Here is a 19,708-nt window from a genome sequence, read left to right on the forward strand (position 1 = left end):
TCGCCGCGCCGAGTAAACCCGGCGACCCCGGGTAGCCGCCGGGTAACCGGATGGAAGGAGTTCACGATGACCACCGCACGCGACATCATGACTCCGGACGCGACCTGCGCCCGCGAGTCGGACACCGTGCACGACGCCGCGGTCACCCTGGCCCGCAAGGGAGTCGGCGCGCTGCCGATCTGCGGTGAGGACGACCGGCTGAAGGGCATGATCACCGACCGCGACATCGTCGTGAAGGTGCTGGCCGAGGGCAAGGACCCGCGGGCGCTGCACATCGGCGAGCTGGCGGGGGGCGAGGTCGTGACGATCGGTGCCGACGACGACGTGGCGGAGATCCTGCGCACGATGTCCGAGCACCGCGTCCGCCGGCTGCCGGTGATCGACGGGCACGAGCTGGTCGGGATCGTCGCGCAGGCCGACGTGGCCCGGGCGCTGCCGAACCCGAGCGCCGGCGAACTGGTCGAGGCGCTGTCCTACGACTGATCGCCACGCGGCGCGGGGACCCGAGGGGGTATGACGCGCAGCCGGGGAAAGTGGAAGTGGCGACCCGCGTCGCCCTGGACACGCCGGCGGACCTGGCCGAGCACTACCCGCCGGGCGTCGCGGACCAGGCGAAGCGGGTCGCCGGCGACCCGGCGGTGCTCGGGCGCGAGACGGTCGAGGCCAACTCGGTCGCCATCGTCTCCGACGGCTCCGCCCTGCTCGGGCTCGGCGACGTCGACGCCTGGCCGATCTGCCCGGTCAGCCGCGAACTCGACGACCCGGTCCGCACGGTGAAGGACCTCGCGACCTCGTTCGGCGCGATCGACCCCGAAGACATCGCCGCCCCGCGCTGCTTCACCGTCGAGCGGCGGCTGCACGACGAGCTCGACATCCCCCTCTTCCACGACGATCAGCACGGCACCGCGGTGGTCGTGCTCGGCGCGCTGCACAACGCGCTGAAGCTGACCGGCCGCGACCCGGCCGAGACGTCGGTCGTCATCTCCGGTGCCTGCGGGGCGGGCAGCGCGATCGCCCGGCTTCTGCTGCGCGCGTCAGCGCTGGCGGGATCCTGGCGCCGGCGGACGTGGCGGCCGTGGCCGGCCGCGCCATCGTGTTCGCGCTGGCCAACCCGGACCCGGCGGCGGCCGGGCGGCACGCGGGGATCGTCTCAACCGGCCGCAGCGACTTCCCCAACCAGATCACCAACGTACTGCCGTTCCCGGGGATGTTCCGCGGCCTGCTCGACTCGGGCGCGCCGCGGGTGGCCGCGCACATGCTGCTCGCGGCGGCCCGCGCGCTGGCCGACGTCGTGGGGGAGGACCTGGCACCGGGGCGGATCGTGCCGAGCGTGTTCGACGAGGCATTGGTGCCCGCGATGGCCGAACCCGTGGCGGGCACGGCGAAGGCCGCCGATCAGTCCACTGTGGACTAGTGGGCGCCCGCGGTCGGGGAGGCGCCGTCTTCGGTGGGCTGGCGCTCCGTCTCGGCGCGGGCGATGTGCCACGCGACCAGCGCGCCGGCGCTCACCGTGCCCCAGAGCACGAGGGCGGCGTCCCTGGCGAACAACCCGACGAGCAGCATGACCACGGCCGTGACGTCGCAGAGGACCAGCAACAGGTTGAACCGCCTGGACCCGCGCAGCTCGCGGCCGCTGAAGGCGGCGGCGAACGCCGGGTCGCTCGCCCGCAGCTCGGCTTCGATTTCGCGCAACGCGTGGTGGTCTCGCTCCGGAAGCATGGGTCCTCCTAGCCTCGGCTACCGGAGTGGTACCCGCTCGCGGCCCGTTCGAAGCGGTCCTTCACCGGAAAGTCAGTGGTTGTCGCGCGGAATGCCCTTCGTCTCGGCGATCCGCTGGTACGCCACGGCCGGGCGCAGCACCATGCCGTCGCAGAGCTGGTCGACCATCGACCGCTGGATCTCCTGCCACGGCGTCTGCGACTCCGGCACCGGGTAGCCGCCCGCTTCGGCGAGCTCCTGGTGGCGCGCCGCGAGTTCGTCGTCCGGGATGAGGACGTCGGCGGTGCCCGCGGCCAGGTCGATCCGCACCCGGTCGCCGGTCCGCAGGACGGCCAGCCCGCCACCCGCCGCGGCTTCGGGGGAGGCGTTGAGGATCGACGGCGAGCCGGAGGTGCCCGACTGGCGGCCGTCGCCGAGGCAGGGCAGCTCGTGCACGCCGCGTTTGATCAGCTCCGCCGGCGGCCGCATGTTCACGACCTCCGCGGAGCCCGGGTAGCCGAGCGGGCCCGTGCCGCGCATGACCAGCAGCGAGTGCTCGTCGACGCCGAGACCGGGTTCGTCGATGCGGGCGTGGTAGTCCTCCGGGCCGTCGAAGACGACCGCGGTGCCCTCGTAGACCCCGCCGGCCAGGTAGCGGCGCCGGAACTCGGGGGAGATGACGCTCGACTTCATGATGGCCGCGTCGAAGAGGTTGCCCTTGAGGACGAGGAACCCGGCGTCGGCGGTGAGGGCGGTGTCGAACGTGCGGATGACGTCCCGGTCGCCGGCCTCGGCGTCGCGGCAGTTGTCGCCGAGCGTGCGGCCGTTGACCGTGCGGGCGTCTTCGTGGATCAGGTGGTGCCGCATGAGCTCGTGCACGACGGCCGGGACACCACCCGCGCGGTGGAACTCCTCGCCGAGGTACTTGCCGGCGGGCTGCAGGTCGACCAGCAGCGGGACGGCGTGGCCGAGCCGCTGCCAGTCGTCGAGGGGCAGGTCGACGCCGATGTGCCGGGCGATGGCCCCGATGTGGATGGGCGCGTTGGTCGAGCCGCCGATCGCCGAGCTCACCACGATGGCGTTTTCGAACGCTTCGCGCGTGAGGATGTCCGACGGCTTGATGTCCTGGTGCACCATCTCGACGATCCGGCGGCCGGTCAGGTAGGCGATCCGCGCGCGATCGCGGTGCGGCGCGGGGATGGCGGCGCACCCGGGCAGGCTCATCCCGAGCGCCTCGGCGAGCGCGTTCATGGTGGAGGCGGTGCCCATGGTGTTGCAGTGCCCGGGCGACGGCGCGGACGACGCGACGAGCTCCATGAACCCGGCGTCGTCGATCTCCCCGGCGGCGAGCAGTTCGCGCGCCTTCCAGATGATGGTGCCGGACCCGGTGCGTTCGCCCTTGTACCAGCCGTTGAGCATCGGCCCGCCGGACAGCACGATGGCCGGGAGGTCCACGGTCGCGGCGGCCATCAGGCACGCGGGCGTGGTCTTGTCGCAGCCGGTGGTGAGGACGACGCCGTCGATGGGGTAGCCGTAGAGCGTCTCGACGAGCCCGAGGTAGGCGAGGTTCCGGTCCAGGGCGGCGGTCGGGCGCTTGCCGGTCTCCTGGATGGGGTGCACGGGGAACTCGATGGCGATCCCCCCGGCCTCGCGGATGCCTTCCCGGGTGCGGTCGGCGAGCTGGAGGTGGTGGCGGTTGCAGGGGGTGAGGTCGGAGCCGGTCTGCGCGATCCCGATGATCGGCTTGCCGGACTGCAGCTCCTCCCGGGTGAGACCCCAGTTCATGTACCGCTCGAGGTAGAGCGCGGTCATCCCGGGGTCGGCCGGGTTGTCGAACCAAGCTTCGCTGCGCAGTCCCATACCGTGCAGTCTGTCAACGGCGGCGCCGGAATGCACGCCCCTCCCGGCCACCCCGGCTCCGGCACCAGGCGGCGCAGCGGCGCCGCGTATGACTCATTGGGGGCGTTGGTGGTCGCGAATGAGTCATTCACGACCTTCGGGTGCGCTGGGGGCTGCCGGTGTGGGCGTCCGCCCGGGCCGGTCCTCGGGTCGTGCCGCATCCCTCGCTGGGGATCGTGGCGGCGATCCGCGGCGTCGGGCCGTGGTGCCGCGAATGACTCATTGGGGCGTTGGTGGTAGCGAATGAGTCATTCGCGACCCTCGGGCGAGCCGCGGACCGCCGGGTGCGGGCGTCCGCCCGGGTCCGGATCCCTCGGGCCAGGCGAACGCCCACGGCGCGGGATCGTGGCGGCCACCCGCGCCGGTGGCCGCCACGAATCCCCAGGGCTCAGCCCAGGCCGTTCATCCCGATCACCCGGGAGTACCACTGCGCGCTGCGCTTCAGCGTGCGCACCTGGGTCGCGTAGTCCACGTGCACCAGCCCGAACCGCTTCGCGTACCCCTCGGCCCACTCGAAGTTGTCGAGCAGCGACCAGTAGAAGTACCCGCGCAGGTCCACCCCCGCCGCCAGGGCGTCGTGCGCCGCTCGCAGGTGGGAGTCCAGGAACGTCACCCGGTCGGTGTCGACGATCTCGCCGCCGTCGGCGATCACGTCCGGGTAGGCCGCGCCGTTCTCCGTGATGTACAGCGGCACCCGCCGGTAGCCGCGGTGGACCTGGAGCAACGACTCCGTCAGCCCGGCCGGCTGGACCTCCCAGCCCGAATCCGTGCGCGGGGCCGCCGGGTCCGGGACGAAGTGGACGTCGCCCGCGCCGACCCACTCCGGGCCCGCCGGCTCGCTGCCCGGGACCGGGCGGCCCGCGACGCGGTAGTCGCGGTAGTAGTTCACGCCCAGCCAGTCGACGTGGGCCGCGATGACCGCCGCGTCCTCGTCGCGCACGACGTCGGCGAGCCCGAACGGCGCCAGATCGGCGACCAGGTCGTCCGGGTAGCCGCCGCGCAGGACCGGGTCGAGGAACAGCCGGTTCTGCAGGCCGTCGATGCGCCGGGCCGCCGCGACGTCGGCGACGTTCGCCGGGTCGTGCGGGGCGACCGGGTACAGGTTCAGCGTGATCCCGCCCGGGACGCCCGGTGCGTGGCGGCGGATGGCGTCCATCGCCAGCCCGTGGCCCAGCAGCAGGTGGTGCGTGGCCGCCACGGCGGCGGGGTGGTCCGTGCGGCCGGGCGCGTGGATGCCGCCCGCGTAGCCCAGCATCGCCGCGCACCACGGCTCGTTCAGCGTCGACCAGCTGGCGACGCGGTCGCCGAGGCGCTCCAGCACCGTCTCGGCGTACTCGGCGAACCGGTAGGCGGTGTCCCGCGAGGTCCAGCCGCCCTTCTCCTCCAGCGCCTGCGGCAGGTCCCAGTGGTAGAGCGTCGCCCACGGCTGGACGCCCGCCTCCAGCAGGCAGTCGACCAGCCGGTCGTAGAAGCCGAGCCCGGCGGCGTTCGGCTCGCCGCCGTCCGGCCGCACCCGCGGCCAGGCCAGCGAAAAGCGGTAGGCGCCGAGGCCGAGACGTCGCATCAGGGCGACGTCCTCGCTGTACCGGCGGTAGTGGTCGGCGGCCGGGTCGCCGGTGTCGCCGCCCACGACCGCACCCGGACGGCGCGCGAAGACGTCCCAGACCGAGTCGGTGCGACCGTCGGCCGAGGTGGCCCCTTCCACCTGGAACGCCGCGGTGGCAGCGCCCCAGACGAACCCGGTCGGGAACATCAGCGCTGTCTCCGCCCGAACGCTGTCGGGATGTACGGACATGTTCACCCTTTCACGGCACCTTGCATGATCCCGGCCACGATCTGGCGGCCGAGGAGGACGAAGACGATGAGGATCGGGATGGTGGCCAGGGTCGTGCCGGCCAGCACCAGCGAATAGTCGACGTAGTAACCGCTCTGGAGCTTCTCCAGCGCGACCTGGACGGTGGGGTTGCCCGCGTCCAGCACGACGAGCGGCCACAGGAAGTCGTTCCAGGACGTCATGAACGTGAACATCGCGAGGATCGCCGCGGCCGGGCGCACGGCGGGCAGGCAGACGTTCCAGAAGATCCGGATCATGCTGCACCCGTCGACGCGCGCGGCCTCGATGAGCTCGTACGGCAGGGCGTCCACTGTGTACTGACGCATCCAGAAGACGCCGAACGCGGTGACCAGGTTGGGCACGATCACCGACTGCAGGCCGCCCGCCCAGCCGAGCTCCGACATCGCGATGAACAGCGGGATGATGCCGAGCTGCGTCGGCACGGCCAGCGTGACGACGATGAACACGAACATCCCGTTGCGGCCCTTGAACCGCAGCTTGGCGAAGGCGAACCCGGCCAGCGACGAGAACAGCACCGTCGTGAGCGTCACCGTGCCGGACACGATGACGCTGTTGGCCAGCGCCTTCCAGAACGGGACGGTGTCGAACACCCGGGCGGCGTTGGCGAAGAAGTTGCCGCCGGGCACGAAAGGCGGGATGCGTTCGGTGAGCATCCCGTTGTCACGGCTGGCCACCAGGAACGACCAGTAGAACGGGAACAGCGAGCCCAGCACGAAGATCGCGAGCACGATGTACGTCGCCTTGCGCGGTTTCCCGAGCGTGGCGACGGACTTCCGGATGTCCGCGTTGCGGATTCTGCTCTGCAGGGTCGTCATTTCTTCTTCACCGCCGGGGTGCGCGCCAGCCGGCCGGTGAGGAAGAAGTTCACCAGCGCGATGAGCACGATGATCACGAACAGCACCCAGGCGATCGCCGAGGCGTAGCCGAGGTTGTAGTTCTCGAACGCCGACTGGTAGAGGTACAGCGTCACGGTCTGGAACTGGTTGGTGGAGCCGCCGTTGTTCGACCCGGGCATGGCGTCGAACAGCTTGGGCTCGGTGAAGATCTGCAGACCGCCGATCGTCGAGGTGATGGTGACGAAGATCAGCGTCGGCTTCAGCAGCGGCAGCGTGACGGCGGTGAACCGCCGCCACATGCCCGCGCCGTCGATCAGCGCGGCCTCGTGCAGCTCCTTCGGGATGGCCTGCATGGCGGCCAGCACGATCAGCGCGTTGTAGCCGGTCCAGCGCCAGTTCACCATGATCGCGATGGCGACGTGGCTGCCGAAGCGGCTGGCCTGCCAGTCGATCGGGTCCAGCCCGATGGTCTGCAGGACACCGTTGATCAGGCCGTACTTGGGGCCGAACAGGTTCGCGAAGATGATGCCGATCGCGACGAGGCTGGCCGCGTACGGCAGCAGGATGCCGACGCGCCAGCCGGTCGCGCCGCGCAGCCGGGCCCCGAGCAGGGCCGCCAGCAGCACCGCGATGACGAGCTGCGGGATGCTGGAGAGCAGGAAGATGCTGACCGTGTTGGCCAGCGCGTTCCAGAACTGGCTGTCGGCGAACAGTTCCTTGAAGTTGTCGAAGCCGATGAACTCCGGGTTGTCGTCCCCGGCCTTCCAGTCGAACATCGAGACGTATGCGGTGTAGAGCAGCGGGAACAGCCCGACGATCCCGAACACGATGAAGAACGGCGCGACGTAGAGGTACGGCGATACCTTGACGTCCCACCGGCTCAGCTTGTGCCGGAAGGTGGGCCGGGGAGACGTGCGCTCCCCGGCCTTGCTCCCTTCCGGCGCGACTTTGTCGATGACGGTCATGAGGTCAGCGGGTGATCTTCTTCGCCTGGTCGACCAGTTGCTGCCAGCCGTCCGCCGCCGACTTGCCCTGTTCGACCGCCTGCAGCGCCGGGCTGGAGGCGTTCTCCTGGATCTGGCCGTCGCCCGGGCCCTTGTACTGCGGCTTCTGGACCTTCTTGGCCTGCTCGGCGAACAGCTCGCCGACCTTCGCGCCGCCGAAGTAGGCGTCGGTCTGGCTCAGCAGCGTGGGGTCCGAAAGCGCCTTGACCTGGCTCGGGAAGGTGCCCTTGGCCTGGAACGCCTTGATCTGCTGCTCCGGCGCGGTCAGCCACGCGGCCAGCTCGGCGGCTTCCTTCGGGTGCTTGGACTGCGTCGGCACGGTCAGGTACGAGCCGCCCCAGTTGCCGCCGCCGCCGGGGAACGCCGCGGTGACGGCCCACTTGTTCGCGTTCTCCGGGCCGGCCTGCTCCTTGATCACGCCGAGCATCCACGCCGGGCACACCTTCGTGGCGAAGGCGCCCTGCTTGAAGCCGGAGTTCCACTCGTTGCTGAACGCGGTCAGCTTGGCCGACTCGCCCTTCGCGACGGCGTCGGTGACCTTGGTCCAGGCGTCCTTGATGCCCTGGTTGCCCTCGACGGCGAGCTTGTCGTCGCTGCCGATGTAGCCCTGGGGGAGCTGGTTGACCATGGCGTTGAAGTTCTGCGCGGCCGAGTCGAACCAGGCCTTGCCCTTGGACTTGGCGACGTAGTCGGCGCCGGCGGCGAAGTAGCTGTCCCACGTGGCGAACAGCGGCTTGACGGCCTCGGGGTCGTCGGGCAGCCCGGCGGCCTTGAACATGTCCTTGCGGTAGCACATGGCGAGCGGGCCGATGTCGGTCCCGTAGCCGATGACCTTGCCGTCCTTGGTCTTGGCGGCGTCGTACTTCCAGCCGAGCCAGCGGTCGGGGGAGGCGTCGGCGGGGCCGATCTTGGTCAGGTCGTTGAACTTCGAGCCCTTGTCGAGCACGTCGGACAGGTGGCCCTCTTCCACCGCGGCGACGTCGGCGAGACCCGAGCCGGCGGCCAGCTTGGTGATGAGGTCCTGGTGGTACGGGCCGCCCTGGCCGGTCTTGCGGTGGGTGACCTTGATGTTGGGGTGCAGCCGCTCGTACTCCGGGATGAGTGCCTCGTAGCCGAACTCGGTGAACGTCGACAGCGTGAGCTCGACGTGCTCGTTCGGGTTCGCGGCGGCCGGCGTCTGGTCACCACCGCCACCGCAGGCCGTGGCGCCGAGCGCCGTCATCGTGATGCCCAGTGCGAGGACCAGGCCGTTCCGGATCGTTCTCACGTGTCCAACCACCTTGTTGACGGGAATGAGCGCTCTCACTGCTGGGAGCCGATCTGGGAGCGCTCCCAGGTGTCGCAGAGTCTGCTGGGGCCCTCCACCGGTGTCAAGGGGTCGTAACCGGAGTGTTTCCTGCGAGGAGCGCTCCCGGACTTCGTCCACGCTTGCCGGTTAAGCTGTCGACGTCCGGGTGGTTGAGGGAGCGAGGGCGGTAGGTGTGGGGCCTCGAGCAGGGGATGAAGAGCGGCCGACGCTGGAGGACGTCGCGGCGTTCGCCGGCGTCTCGCGGTCGACGGCGTCGCGCGCGCTGAACGACGACGCGTACGTCAGCGCGGCGGCGCGCGAGAAGGTCCAAGCCGCGGCCCGTGACCTGGGCTATTCCCCGAACCAGGCGGCCCGCTCGCTGGTCACCCGCCGCACCGGCGCGATCGCCGTGGTGCTCTCGGAGCCGGAAGCCCGGCTCCTCGACGACCCGTACCGGACGTCGGTCATGCGCGCCGGGTACCGCGAGCTCGCCGACATCGGCCGCCAGATGGTGCTGATCTTCAGCGACACGCGCGAAGACCTGAGCAAGACGGTCCGGTTCCTCGAGGGCGGCCACGTCGACGGCGCGCTGGTGTTCGCGCCGCACCGCGCCGACCCGCTCCCCAAGGCACTGCGCCTGCTGCGCATCCCGGTGGTGTTCGGCGGCCAGGCGGCCGGCATCCGCCGCGGCGTCCACGTGGTCGACTTCGACAACGAGGGCGGCGCCCGCCTGGCGGTGGAACACCTGGTCGCGGCCGGGCGGCGGCGCATCTGCACGATCGCCGGGCCCCAGGACCAGAGTGCCTCGATCGACCGCCTCGCCGGCTGGCGCAAGACCCTCCTCGACGCCGGCCTCGACCCCGCCGACCTGGTCGAAGAGGCCGACTTCACGCTGTCCGGCGGCGCGAACGCGATGTCCGCCCTGCTCACCCGCCACCCGGACCTCGACGCGGTGTTCGTGGCGAGCGACATGATGGCGGTGGGCGCACTGCGCACCCTGGACGCGGCGGGCCGCCGCATCCCGGCCGACGTGGCGGTGGTCAGCTTCGACGACAACGCGACCCTCGCCCCGGCGATGGACCCGCCGCTGACGTCGGTGCACCAGGACCCGCGCGAGCAGGTCCACGCGATGGTGGAGACGCTGCTGCAGCTGCTCGACGACCAGAGCCTGAAGCCGCGGCAGCAGGTCCTGCCGGTCTCGCTGGCGGTGCGCGCCTCGAGCTGAGGTTCGGTTGCGCGCGCCTCCAGCTGACGTTCGGGCCGCTCCCGCCGGGCGGTCCTCGGCGGTGCGCGCCTCGGGCTGAATTCCCGCACCGGCGGAGGCGAGGGCCGCAGCCGGCGCCCGCGTCGACCCGCCCTTCGAGTCCGCCCGTTTCACGCGCTGCCGCCGTTCGGGCGTGCGCCGATCTCTCGCGTGCTCAAACCGTGGGTCCGGTCGACGGCGTCGATAGGTGTCACCCTTCCGGCCGAGATGTACGCCTTCGGCGCTAAACAGCGTTTCCTCACCACTCCAAGTCACCAGAAGACTGCGCCGAACGAGTGAGGCACCCACCATCGGGTGGAGCTGTTCAGGAGCGTTCAGCGGACCGTCGTTCGCCCCGTGCGCAGAAGTGACGTCGGCGGCCGGGGTGTCCTTCTGACTCGATTCTTTACATCCAGGTTTCCGGCTGGCTACCGTCTGCGCCTGGAAGCGCTCCCAGATCGCTGGCTCCCTACGGACAAAGGAGTTCCGCAGCCATGCGTTCCTCTCCCCGATGGCGCAGAACGCGCCGCTCGCGCGGCTTGGCCCTGGCCACCGCCGTGGTCGCGGCCGCCGCCGCGCTGATCGCCCCACCACCGGCGCTCGGCGCCGATGTCGCCTGTTCCGTCACCTACACCACCAACGACTGGGACTCCGGGTTCACCGCCAACGTCTCGCTGCGCAACGACGGCTCGCCGCTCGACAGCTGGAAGGTCGGCTGGACCTTCCTCGACGGCCAGAAGGTCCAGCAGGGCTGGAGCGCCACCTTCGCCCAGACCGGCGCCGCGGTCACCGCGTCGAACCTGTCCTACAACGGCCACCTCGACACCGGGGCGAGCACCAGCTTCGGCTTCAACGGCTCGAAGGGCTCCGCCAACCGGCCGCCGGCCGACTTCTCCGTCAACGGCACCGCGTGCACCGGCGCCAACAAGGCCCCGACCGTCACCCTGACCGCGCCCACGTCCACCGGCACCTACTACGCCCCCGCGACGATCCCGCTCGCCGCGACCGCCGCGGACAGCGACGGCACCGTCAGCAAGGTCGAGTTCTACGCCGGTGACACGCTGCTGGCCACCGACACGGCCGCGCCGTTCGAGGGCAGCTGGGGCAACGTCCCGGCCGGGACGTACTCGGTCACCGCGAAGGCCTACGACAACAAGGGCGCGAGCACGTCGTCCAGCCCGGTCAGCGTCAAGGTGCTGTCCGGACCCACGATCGTCGCCACCCCGGCGACCGCGCAGGTCAAGCAGGGCGGCACGGCGACGTTCGCCGTCAGCCTCGCCGGCGCGCCGACCGCCCCGGTGACCGTCGCCGTCGCGCGGACGGCGGGCAGCACCGACCTCACCGCGAGCCCCACGAGCGTCACCTTCTCGACGACGAACTGGAACACCCCCCAGAACGTCACCGTGACGAGCGCCGACAACGGGGGAGCGCTGGGCAGCGCCACCTTCACCGCGAGCAGCTCCGGCTACACCGCGGCCACGGTGACGGTGAACGAGATCTCGTCGTCCACTTCGGACTACCAGCTCGCGTTCCTCACGCAGTACAACAAGATCAAGGACCCGAACAACGGCTACTTCCGCAAGTTCGGGAACATCCTGGTGCCCTACCACTCGATCGAGACGCTCATCGTCGAGGCGCCGGACCAGGGGCACGAGACGACGTCGGAGGCGTTCAGCTACTACCTGTGGCTGGAGGCGTCCTACGGCCGGATCACCGGTGACTGGGCCCCGTTCAACCAGGCCTGGACGTCGATCGAGACCTACGCGATCCCGTCCGCGGCCGACCAGCCGGGCAACTCCGGCTACAACGCGAGCAAGCCGGCGACCTACGCGGCCGAGTACCCGAGCCCGAAGCAGTACCCGTCGCAGCTGCAGTCGAACGTCTCGGTCGGGGCCGACCCGATCGCGGCGGAGCTGAAGGCGGCCTACGGCTCGGCGGACGTCTACGGCATGCACTGGCTGCTCGACGTGGACAACATCTACAAGTTCGGCCACTGCGAAGACGGCACGAACACCGCGCCGGCGTTCATCAACACCTTCCAGCGCGGTTCGCAGGAATCGGTCTGGGAAACGGTCACGCAGCCCAGCTGCGACGTGCTGAAGTTCGGCGGCAAGAACGGCTACCTCGACCTGTTCACCGGCGACTCGTCGTACGCGAAGCAGTGGAAGTACACCAACGCGCCCGACGCGGACGCCCGCGCCGTGCAGGTGGCCTTCCAGGCCGAGAAGTGGGCGGCCGCGCAGGGCAAGAGCGCGGACGTTTCGGCGGTCGTCAAGAAGGCGTCGAAGATGGGCGACTACCTCCGGTACTCGCTGTTCGACAAGTACTTCAAGAAGATCGGCAACTGCGTCGGCGCGTCCAGCTGCGCCGCGGGCACCGGCAAGGACAGCGAGCACTACCTCGTCTCCTGGTACTACGCCTGGGGCGGCTCGATGGACTCGTCCAGCGCCTGGGCGTGGCGGATCGGTGACGGCGCGGCCCACCAGGGCTACCAGAACCCCTTGGCCGCGTACGCGCTTTCGGCGGATCCCGGCCTGAAGGTCACCTCGGCCACCGGCGCGAGCGACTGGGCGACCAGCCTCGGCCGGCAGCTGGAGTTCCTGCAGTGGCTGCAGTCGTCCGAAGGCGGGCTCGCCGGCGGCGCGACCAACAGCTGGGAAGGCCAGTACGGCACCCCGCCGTCCGGCACGCCGACGTTCTACGGGATGTTCTACGACCAGCAGCCGGTCTGGCACGACCCGCCGAGCAACCAGTGGTTCGGCTTCCAGACGTGGGGCATGGAGCGGATCGCCGAGTACTACCAGGCGACGAACGACGCCCGCGCCAAGAAGATCCTCGACAAGTGGGTGCCCTGGGCGATCGCGAACACCACGGTCGGGGCCGGCGGGAGCTTCCAGATCCCGGCGGACCTGGGCTGGAGCGGCGCGCCGGACACCTGGAACGCGACCAGCCCGGGCTCGAACACGAGCCTGCACGTCACGGTGAAGAACTACAGCAACGACGTCGGGGTCGCGGCCTCGCTCGCCAAGACGCTGCTCTACTACGCGTCCGGGTCGAGCAACGCCCAGGCGAAGACGGTCGGCGAGCAGCTGCTGACCGCGCTGTCGGCGAACACCGACACCCAGGGCATCGCGGTGCCGGAGACCCGGACGGACTACAACCGGTTCGACGACGCCTACAACGCCACCACGGACCAGGGGCTGTACGTCCCCACCGGCTGGACCGGCACGATGCCGAACGGCGACGCGATCAACTCCAGCTCGACGTTCGGATCCATCCGCTCCTTCTACAAGAGCGACCCGCAGTGGCCGAAGGTCCAGGCCTACCTGGACGGCGGCGCCGCGCCGACGTTCACCTACCACCGGTTCTGGGCGCAGTCGGAGATCGCCACGGCGTTCGCCGCGCACGTCGCCCTGTTCGGCTGAAAGGCACTCGATGAAGCGACTGCTCTCGTTGGTGGTCGCCGCACTGGTCGGGGGCGCCGTTCTCACGGCGTCCCCGGCCGCCGCGGCCCCCACCCCCGCACTTTCACGTGAAAGTGCCCACCTGGGAGCGGCACTTTCACGTGAAAGTGCCGCACTGGGAACCGGCACCGGGTTCTGGCACGCCAGCGGTTCCCAGCTCGTGGACGCGACCGGTGCGCCGGTGCGGATGACCGGCGTCAACTGGTTCGGCGCCGAGACCGGCAACTACTCGCCGCACGGCCTGTGGAGCCGCAACTACAAGGACATGCTCGACCAGATGGCGAGCCTCGGCTACAACACGCTGCGGCTCCCGTACTCCAACCAGCTCTTCGACAGCGGTGTCAAGCCGACCAGCATCGACGCCGTCCAGAACCCGGACCTGCAAGGGCTTTCCGGGCTGCAGGTGCTCGACAAGATCATCGCCTACGCCGGCACCAAGGGCATGCGCGTCATCCTCGACCAGCACCGGCCGGACTCCGGCGCGCAGTCCCCGCTCTGGTACACCAGCGCCTACCCCGAGAGCCGGTGGCTGTCGGACTGGACCATGCTGGCCCAGCACTACAAGGGCAACGCCACGGTGATCGGCGCCGACCTGCACAACGAGCCCCACGCCATCCAGGGCGGCGGGGGAGCGTGCTGGGGCTGCGGCGACACCGCGACCGACTGGCGCCTGGCCGCCGAACGCGGCGGCAACGCCGTCCTCTCGGCCAACCCCGACTGGCTGGTCATCGTCGAAGGCGTCGACTGCGTGAGCGGCACCGGCGACCCGCAGTGCGGCTGGTGGGGCGGGAACCTGTCCGGGGCCAAGCAGTTCCCGGTGCGGCTGTCCAAGCCGGACAAGCTCGTTTACTCGGCGCACGAGTACGCGACTTCCGTGTTCGCGCAGCCGTGGTTCTCCGACCCGTCGTTCCCGGCGAACCTGCCCGCGCTGTGGGACCACTTCTTCGGCTACCTGCAGAAGCAGAACATCGCGCCGGTGCTGCTCGGCGAGTTCGGCAGCACGCTGGCCGACCCGCGCGACAAGACCTGGCTGCAGGAACTGATGAAGTACGCCGGCACCGGGCCCACCGGGATGAGCTTCACGTACTGGTCGTGGAACCCGAACTCGGGCGACACCGGCGGCATCCTCAACGACGACTGGACCACGGTCAACCAGGTCAAGCAGGGGATCCTGCAGCCCTACCTGATCCCGCCGGTGGGATCCGGCGGCGGGACGACCGATCCGCCGCCCGCGGTGAGCTGCGCGGTCACCTACCACGTCGACAACACGTGGCAAGGCGGGTTCGTCGCCTCCGTGACCCTCAAGAACACCGGGACCGCGCCGCTGAAGACCTGGGCGCTCGGCTGGACCGAGCCTTCGGGGGTGCAGATCACCGGGGGCTGGGGCGCCACCGTCACCCAGTCCGGGCAGCAGGCGACCGCCAAGGCGCCGACCTGGGCACCCGACCTCGCCGGCGGCGCCTCGACGTCGATCGGCTTCCAGGCGACCGGCGCCTCGACCGGCTCGCCCGGCGGCTTCGCCGTCGGCGCGACCGCGTGCACCACCTGACCCGTCCACCGAACACGAAGGAGCACACTCGATGAGGAGTGAATTCTGGTCCCCGAAGAGGAAAGTGCGGCTCGCCGCGGCTTCCTCGGTGACGGCCGCCGCGGTCGTCGCGGGGCTGCTGGTGGCCGGCGGCAGCCCGGCGACCGCCGCCACCGGGTGCAAGGTCACCTACACCACCAACCAGTGGGACACCGGCTTCACCGCGAACCTCGCGGTGACCAACCTCGGCGACGCCCTCACGAGCTGGGACGTCCAGTGGGACTTCGCCGGCAACCAGCAGGTGCAGCAGGGCTGGAGCGCCACGTTCAGCCAGAGCGGCAAGCACGTGAGCGCGAAGAACCCGTCGTGGGGCGGCGCGCTCGGCTCGAACGCGACGGCGAGCTTCGGCTTCAACGGCTCGTACTCCGGCACGAACGCCGTCCCCGGCACGTTCACGCTCAACGGCGTCGTCTGCGACGGCAGCACGGGCGGCTCGACGACGACCCCGACGACGCCGACGACCCCCACCACGCCGACCACCCCGACCACGCCCACCGGGCCGACGACCACGCCGCAGCCGGGCACCCATGTGGACAACCCGTACGCCGGTTCGAAGGGGTACGTGAACCCGGACTGGTCGGCCGAGGTGAGCGCGGCGGCCGCGGCCAAGGGCGGCACGCTGGGCGCCCAGATGGCCAAGGTGGCCAACACCTCGACCGCGGTGTGGCTGGACCGGATCGCGGCCATCGAAGGCACGTCGAGCGCGCGCGGCCTGCGCGGGCACCTCGACGCGGCGCTGGCCCAGCAGAGCGGCGGGACGCCGGTGACGATCCAGATCGTCGTCTACGACCTGCCGAACCGCGACTGCGCGGCGCTGGCGTCCAACGGTGAGCTGCAAGCCGGCTCGGACGGCCTGGCCCGGTACAAGAGCGAGTACATCGACCCGATCGCGTCGATCCTCTCGGACGCGAAGTACGCGCCGCTGCGGGTCGTGGCGGTCGTCGAGCCGGACTCGCTGCCGAACCTGATCACCAACACCGCGACGGCCAAGTGCGCCGAAGCGCAGTCGACCGGGGCGTACACCCAGGGCATCCAGTACGCGCTGAACAAGCTGCACGCGATCTCCAACGTCTACAACTACCTGGACATCGCGCACTCGGCGTGGCTGGGCTGGGACAGCAACTTCCAGCCGTTCGTCAACCTGGTCAAGCAGGTGCTGCAGGGCACCACGGCCGGGGTGAGCAGCATCGACGGGTTCATCAGCGACACGGCGAACTACACCCCGCTGACCGAGCCGAACCTGCCGGACTCGAACCTCAACGTCGGCGGCCAGCCCTTGCGGTCGGCGACCTTCTACCAGTGGAACCCGTACTTCGCCGAGGTGCCGTTCGCCACGGCGATGTACAACGCGTTCGTGTCGGCGGGCCTGCCGAGCGGCATCGGCATGCTGATCGACACCTCCCGCAACGGCTGGGGCGGCGCGGCCCGGCCCAGCGGTGCGTCGGGGTCCACTGTGGACAGCTACGTCAACTCCGGCCGGGTCGACCGGCGGCTGCACCGCGGCAACTGGTGCAACCAGAGCGGAGCCGGGCTGGGGACGCGGCCGACGGCCTCGCCCGCGGCGCACTTCGACGCCTACGTCTGGATCAAGCCGCCGGGTGAGTCCGACGGCGCGAGCTCGCAGATCCCGAACGACGAAGGCAAGGGCTTCGACCGGATGTGCGACCCGACCTTCCACGGCAGCGACCAGGCGAACGGCGGCAACCTGACCGGCGCCCTGCCGAACTCGCCGCTGTCGGGCAAGTGGTTCCAGGCCCAGTTCGAGGAACTGGTCCAGAACGCCTACCCGGCGGTGCAGTAACGGTTTCCGGGCCGGGCGGTGCCGCGCAGCCGCCGCCCGGCCCGGGCTCCACTCACAGGTCTTTGCGGAAACTCAGCCGGTCCAGGCCCGGCCCGTCGTAGTCGGGCTGGACCGGCAACCCCTCGAACTCCTTCGGCCCTGGTTCGGTGACGAACCCCATCCGGGTGTGGAACGCGTGCGAACCCTTGTTCACCGGCGACGTGATCGCCCGGACGACCGACCGCCCGTTTTCGCGGCTGTGGGCGAAGAAGCGCTCGTACAGCGCCGCGCCCAGGCCGCGCCCGCGTTCGGCGGGATCGACCCCGACGAAGTGGATGTAGCTCTCGGCCGGCCGCGACGGCGAGAGGAACCCGATCAGGAACGCGACGATCCGGTCGTCGCCGGTCACGAGGAAGCTGCTGCCGGTGAAGTGCTGGAACATGAGCTTCGGCAGGAGCAGCGCCCGTTGACGGGACCCTTCCGCACCGCCGAGCCCGCCCCACCAGGTGTCGAGGACGGCGAGCACGGGCAGGTGGTCGTCCGGCCCGGGGCGGCGGACGGCGTGGCCGAGGAGCGGCGCGAGATCGGTCATGGCGCCCACCCTGCCAACCGGCCCGGGCCGAAGCGAGCGGGTTTCGCCTCACGGCACCAGGCGGTGCACCCCCACCAGCACCTGCTGCCAGACCGCGGCCGGGTCGGCGCCCTGCTCGACGGCCTTGAGCCCGGGCGCGATCACCGTCTCCTGGATCTTGCCGTCACCGGGACCCTTGTACTGCGGCTTCCCGACCTTCTGCGCCTGCGCGACGAAGACCTGCCCGCTCAGTGCCCCGCCGAAGTAGCCGTTCATCTCGCTCAGCAGGTCGGGGGAGGTGAAGGCCTCGACCTGGCTGGGGAAGTTGCCGCTGACCCGGAACGCGTGCAGCTGCTGCTCCGGCGCGGTCAGCCAGGCGGCGAGGGCGGCGGCTTCCTTCGGGTGCGCGCTCGCGGCCGGGACGGTCAGGTAGGACCCGCCCCAGTTGCCACCGCCGTCGGGGAAGGTGTCGGTGATCGCCCACTTGCCCGCGTTGCCCACGCCGGCCTGCTGCTCGATGACGCCGAGCATCCACGAAGGACAGACCTTCGTCGCGAACGCGCCCAGGCGCAGGCCGTTGTTGCCGTCGTCGGCGAACGCGGTGAGCCCCGCCGACTGGCCCTGCTTCACCGCGGTGGTGACCTGGTTCCAGGCGTCCCGCAGCGCGGTGTTCGTTTCCAGCGTCGAGTGGTCTTCGCGGTCGAGGTAGCCAACCGGGAGCTGGTTGACCATGGCGTTGAAGTTCTGCGCCGCGGAGTCGAACCACGCCTTGCCCTTGGAGCGCTTGACGTACCGCTCGCCCGCCTGGAAGTAGCTGTCCCAGGACTCGAACATCGTCTTCACCGAGCCGGGGTCGGTGGGCAGGCCGGCGGCTCCGAGCAGGTCCTTGCGGTAGCACATGGCGAGCGGGCCGATGTCGGTGCCGTAGCCGACGAGCTTGCCGTCCTTGCTGCGACCGGCTTCGTACTTCCACTCGAGCCACCGGCCGGGCCGGACGTCGGCGGGACCGGCCTTCGCCAGGTCGGTGAACTTCCCCGACTGCGCGAGGACGTCGGCGAGGTGGCCTTCCTCGACTGCCTGGATGTCGGCGAGCTCCTGGCCGTTCTGCAGCTTGGCCAGCAGGTCCTGGTGGTACGGTCCGCCCTGCTCGGTGCGGACCTGCCGCACCGTGATCCCGGGGTGGGTGAACTCGTAGCCGGGGATCAGGTCGTCGTAGCCGAACTGCCCGAACGTCGCCAGCGTCAGCGTGATCTTCTCGGGCGTGGCCGGCCCGCAGCCACCGGTCAGGACCAGCAGGACCACTGCGACGGCGCAGGTCAGCCGTCTTCGGATTTGCTTCATGTGCGCGCACTCCCCGTCCACGATTCACTCCCTCGTGATTGGGAGCGCTCCCGGAGGGGAGTCTCGTTCCGGGTGCGGCGGGTGTCAAGGTGCGCGACGGCGGGTGTCCGGACGGACACCGGGCGAACGGAGGAGCGCGGTGAAGCGGCCGACGATCACTGACATCGCGCGGGAGGCGGGGGTGTCGAAGGGCGCGGTGTCGTACGCGCTCAACGGGCGCCCGGGCGTCTCCGAGGCGACGCGGGCGCGGATCACGGAGATCGCCCGCCGGCTCGGCTGGTCCCCGAGCAGCGCGGCGCGGGCACTGGCCGGCGGCCGGACCGGGGCGATCGGCCTGGTCCTGGACCGCGCCCCGGACGTCCTCGGCGTCGAGCCGTTCCTGGTAGCACTGCTGGAGGGGGTCGAACGCGAACTCGGGCCGGTGTCGTTGCTGCTGCCGGTGCGCGGGGCGGGGCACCGCAAGGTGGACGGCCTGCTGCTCGCGGGCCCGTCGTGCGCGGTGGCCGCCCCGGGCGTACCCGCGGTGCTGCTGGGCGGCCCGCGGCCCGGGCCGCCGGGCGTCCCGTCGGTGTGGGTGGACGACACCGCGGCCGCGGGCGAGGTGCTGGGCTACCTGGCGGCGCTCGGCCACCGCCGGGTGGTCCGGATCGCGGGCCGGGCGGTGTTCGCCGACCCCCGGGCGCGCGCGGAGGCGTTCACTTCGGCGGCGGCCCGCCTGGGTTTCGTGGAGACGGCGACGGCCGACGCGGGCACGGCGGAAGCGGGCGCGGGGGTGGCCCACCGCGTGCTGGCGGTCCCGAATCCCCCGACGGCTTTGGTGTGCGACACGGACGTACTGGCGGTCGCGGCCCTGGCCGCGGCTCGGGAGCTGGGGCTGGCGGTACCGGGCGACGTTTCGGTGGTGTCGTGGGACGACTCGCCGTTGTGCCGTCTGGTCCGTCCGGCTTTGTCGGCGGTGCGGCGGCCGTTGGCGGAGTTGGGTGCTTTGGCGGCGGTGGTGTTGCGGGATTTGCTGGTGGGGGAGGCGGCGGGGGATGTGTGTGCTCCGCGGCCGTCGTTGGTCACTCGGGGGAGTACCGGGCCCGCTCGGCCGTGAAGGCCGCGCCGGTGGACCGGCGCGGCCTTCGTGGACTGTCCACTG

At 70.8% G+C, this 19,708-nt stretch carries 16 protein-coding genes; 7 read left to right on the forward strand and 9 right to left on the reverse strand.

What is annotated here, in order from left to right:
- Positions 1-66: 66 nt before the first annotated feature.
- Positions 67-483, forward strand: coding sequence for a CBS domain-containing protein (locus AB0B33_RS13290; protein WP_360770557.1), 417 nt, complete (start codon positions 67-69; stop codon positions 481-483).
- On the opposite strand, the gene AB0B33_RS13295 is transcribed toward AB0B33_RS13290, so the two are convergent.
- Positions 474-899 carry a hypothetical protein gene (locus AB0B33_RS13295; protein WP_360770560.1) on the reverse strand — a complete coding sequence of 142 codons (426 nt, stop codon included), beginning with the start codon at positions 897-899 and terminating at the stop codon, positions 474-476. The genes AB0B33_RS13290 and AB0B33_RS13295 overlap by 10 nt on opposite strands.
- Positions 900-1,075: 176 nt before the next feature.
- On the opposite strand from AB0B33_RS13295, the gene AB0B33_RS13300 reads away from it, so the two are divergent.
- A complete protein-coding gene (locus AB0B33_RS13300; RefSeq protein ID WP_360770563.1) occupies positions 1,076-1,414 on the forward strand; it encodes a malic enzyme-like NAD(P)-binding protein in 339 nt (112 codons plus the stop codon).
- Here AB0B33_RS13300 and AB0B33_RS13305 read toward each other — a convergent pair.
- From AB0B33_RS13305 to AB0B33_RS13330, 6 genes are all read right to left on the reverse strand, one after another.
- Positions 1,411-1,719, reverse strand: coding sequence for a DUF3040 domain-containing protein (locus AB0B33_RS13305; protein WP_360770566.1), 309 nt, complete (start codon positions 1,717-1,719; stop codon positions 1,411-1,413). The two genes, AB0B33_RS13300 and AB0B33_RS13305, sit on opposite strands and share 4 nt — an antisense overlap.
- 72 nt (positions 1,720-1,791) lie before the next feature.
- On the reverse strand, positions 1,792-3,558 hold the full coding sequence (locus tag AB0B33_RS13310; protein WP_247022968.1) for an IlvD/Edd family dehydratase: 1,767 nt from the start codon (positions 3,556-3,558) through the stop codon (positions 1,792-1,794).
- Between the two features lie 427 nt (positions 3,559-3,985).
- A complete protein-coding gene (locus AB0B33_RS13315; protein WP_360770569.1) occupies positions 3,986-5,398 on the reverse strand; it encodes a GH1 family beta-glucosidase in 1,413 nt (470 codons plus the stop codon).
- Positions 5,395-6,267, reverse strand: coding sequence for a carbohydrate ABC transporter permease (locus tag AB0B33_RS13320; RefSeq protein WP_247022970.1), 873 nt, complete (start codon positions 6,265-6,267; stop codon positions 5,395-5,397). The genes AB0B33_RS13315 and AB0B33_RS13320 overlap by 4 nt, the downstream gene beginning before the upstream one ends.
- The gene (locus AB0B33_RS13325; protein WP_247022972.1) at positions 6,264-7,253 is read right to left on the reverse strand and encodes a sugar ABC transporter permease; all 990 of its coding nucleotides are present in this window, start codon (positions 7,251-7,253) and stop codon (positions 6,264-6,266) included. Before AB0B33_RS13325 ends, AB0B33_RS13320 begins: the two co-directional genes overlap by 4 nt.
- Before the next feature lie 4 nt (positions 7,254-7,257).
- Positions 7,258-8,559, reverse strand: coding sequence for an extracellular solute-binding protein (locus tag AB0B33_RS13330; RefSeq protein ID WP_247022974.1), 1,302 nt, complete (start codon positions 8,557-8,559; stop codon positions 7,258-7,260).
- Positions 8,560-8,809: 250 nt separating this feature from the next.
- On the opposite strand from AB0B33_RS13330, the gene AB0B33_RS13335 reads away from it, so the two are divergent.
- The 4 genes from AB0B33_RS13335 to AB0B33_RS13350 all read left to right on the forward strand — a co-directional run bounded on the left by AB0B33_RS13335 (position 8,810) and on the right by AB0B33_RS13350 (position 16,676).
- Positions 8,810-9,805: a LacI family DNA-binding transcriptional regulator gene (locus tag AB0B33_RS13335; RefSeq protein ID WP_360771149.1), complete on the forward strand. Its 996-nt coding sequence runs from the start codon at positions 8,810-8,812 to the stop codon at positions 9,803-9,805.
- Positions 9,806-10,317: 512 nt separating this feature from the next.
- The gene (locus tag AB0B33_RS13340) at positions 10,318-13,248 is read left to right on the forward strand and encodes a glycoside hydrolase family 48 protein (RefSeq protein WP_360770574.1); all 2,931 of its coding nucleotides are present in this window, start codon (positions 10,318-10,320) and stop codon (positions 13,246-13,248) included.
- A gap of 10 nt (positions 13,249-13,258) precedes the next feature.
- Positions 13,259-14,836 carry a cellulase family glycosylhydrolase gene (locus tag AB0B33_RS13345; RefSeq protein WP_360770576.1) on the forward strand — a complete coding sequence of 526 codons (1,578 nt, stop codon included), beginning with the start codon at positions 13,259-13,261 and terminating at the stop codon, positions 14,834-14,836.
- Between the two features lie 31 nt (positions 14,837-14,867).
- A complete protein-coding gene (locus AB0B33_RS13350) occupies positions 14,868-16,676 on the forward strand; it encodes a glycoside hydrolase family 6 protein (RefSeq protein ID WP_360770579.1) in 1,809 nt (602 codons plus the stop codon).
- Positions 16,677-16,728: 52 nt separating this feature from the next.
- Here the strand turns inward: AB0B33_RS13350 and AB0B33_RS13355 are convergent, their stop codons facing one another.
- Positions 16,729-17,247, reverse strand: coding sequence for a GNAT family N-acetyltransferase (locus tag AB0B33_RS13355; protein WP_247022981.1), 519 nt, complete (start codon positions 17,245-17,247; stop codon positions 16,729-16,731).
- Between the two features lie 48 nt (positions 17,248-17,295).
- Positions 17,296-18,567, reverse strand: a complete 1,272-nt coding sequence (locus AB0B33_RS13360; RefSeq protein WP_360770582.1) for an ABC transporter substrate-binding protein — start codon at positions 18,565-18,567, stop codon at positions 17,296-17,298.
- Positions 18,568-18,706: 139 nt separating this feature from the next.
- On the opposite strand from AB0B33_RS13360, the gene AB0B33_RS13365 reads away from it, so the two are divergent.
- Positions 18,707-19,663: a LacI family DNA-binding transcriptional regulator gene (locus AB0B33_RS13365; protein WP_360770585.1), complete on the forward strand. Its 957-nt coding sequence runs from the start codon at positions 18,707-18,709 to the stop codon at positions 19,661-19,663.
- Positions 19,664-19,708 lie beyond the last annotated feature (45 nt).

The organism is Amycolatopsis sp. NPDC049159 (assembly GCF_040648295.1).
Classification (GTDB): domain Bacteria; phylum Actinomycetota; class Actinomycetes; order Mycobacteriales; family Pseudonocardiaceae; genus Amycolatopsis; species Amycolatopsis pretoriensis_A.

Bases quoted from the DNA above. Each gene is read 5' to 3' on its own strand.
- AB0B33_RS13305 (WP_360770566.1), bottom strand. From the start codon at position 1,719: ATGCTTCCGGAGCGAGACCACCACGCGTTGCGCGAAATCGAAGCCGAG.
- AB0B33_RS13360 (WP_360770582.1), bottom strand. From the start codon at position 18,567: ATGAAGCAAATCCGAAGACGGCTGACCTGCGCCGTCGCAGTGGTCCTG.
- AB0B33_RS13340 (WP_360770574.1), top strand. From the start codon at position 10,318: ATGCGTTCCTCTCCCCGATGGCGCAGAACGCGCCGCTCGCGCGGCTTG.
- AB0B33_RS13355 (WP_247022981.1), bottom strand. From the start codon at position 17,247: ATGACCGATCTCGCGCCGCTCCTCGGCCACGCCGTCCGCCGCCCCGGG.
- AB0B33_RS13290 (WP_360770557.1), top strand. From the start codon at position 67: ATGACCACCGCACGCGACATCATGACTCCGGACGCGACCTGCGCCCGC.
- AB0B33_RS13345 (WP_360770576.1), top strand. From the start codon at position 13,259: ATGAAGCGACTGCTCTCGTTGGTGGTCGCCGCACTGGTCGGGGGCGCC.
- AB0B33_RS13310 (WP_247022968.1), bottom strand. From the start codon at position 3,558: ATGGGACTGCGCAGCGAAGCTTGGTTCGACAACCCGGCCGACCCCGGG.
- AB0B33_RS13350 (WP_360770579.1), top strand. From the start codon at position 14,868: ATGAGGAGTGAATTCTGGTCCCCGAAGAGGAAAGTGCGGCTCGCCGCG.
- AB0B33_RS13320 (WP_247022970.1), bottom strand. From the start codon at position 6,267: ATGACGACCCTGCAGAGCAGAATCCGCAACGCGGACATCCGGAAGTCC.
- AB0B33_RS13325 (WP_247022972.1), bottom strand. From the start codon at position 7,253: ATGACCGTCATCGACAAAGTCGCGCCGGAAGGGAGCAAGGCCGGGGAG.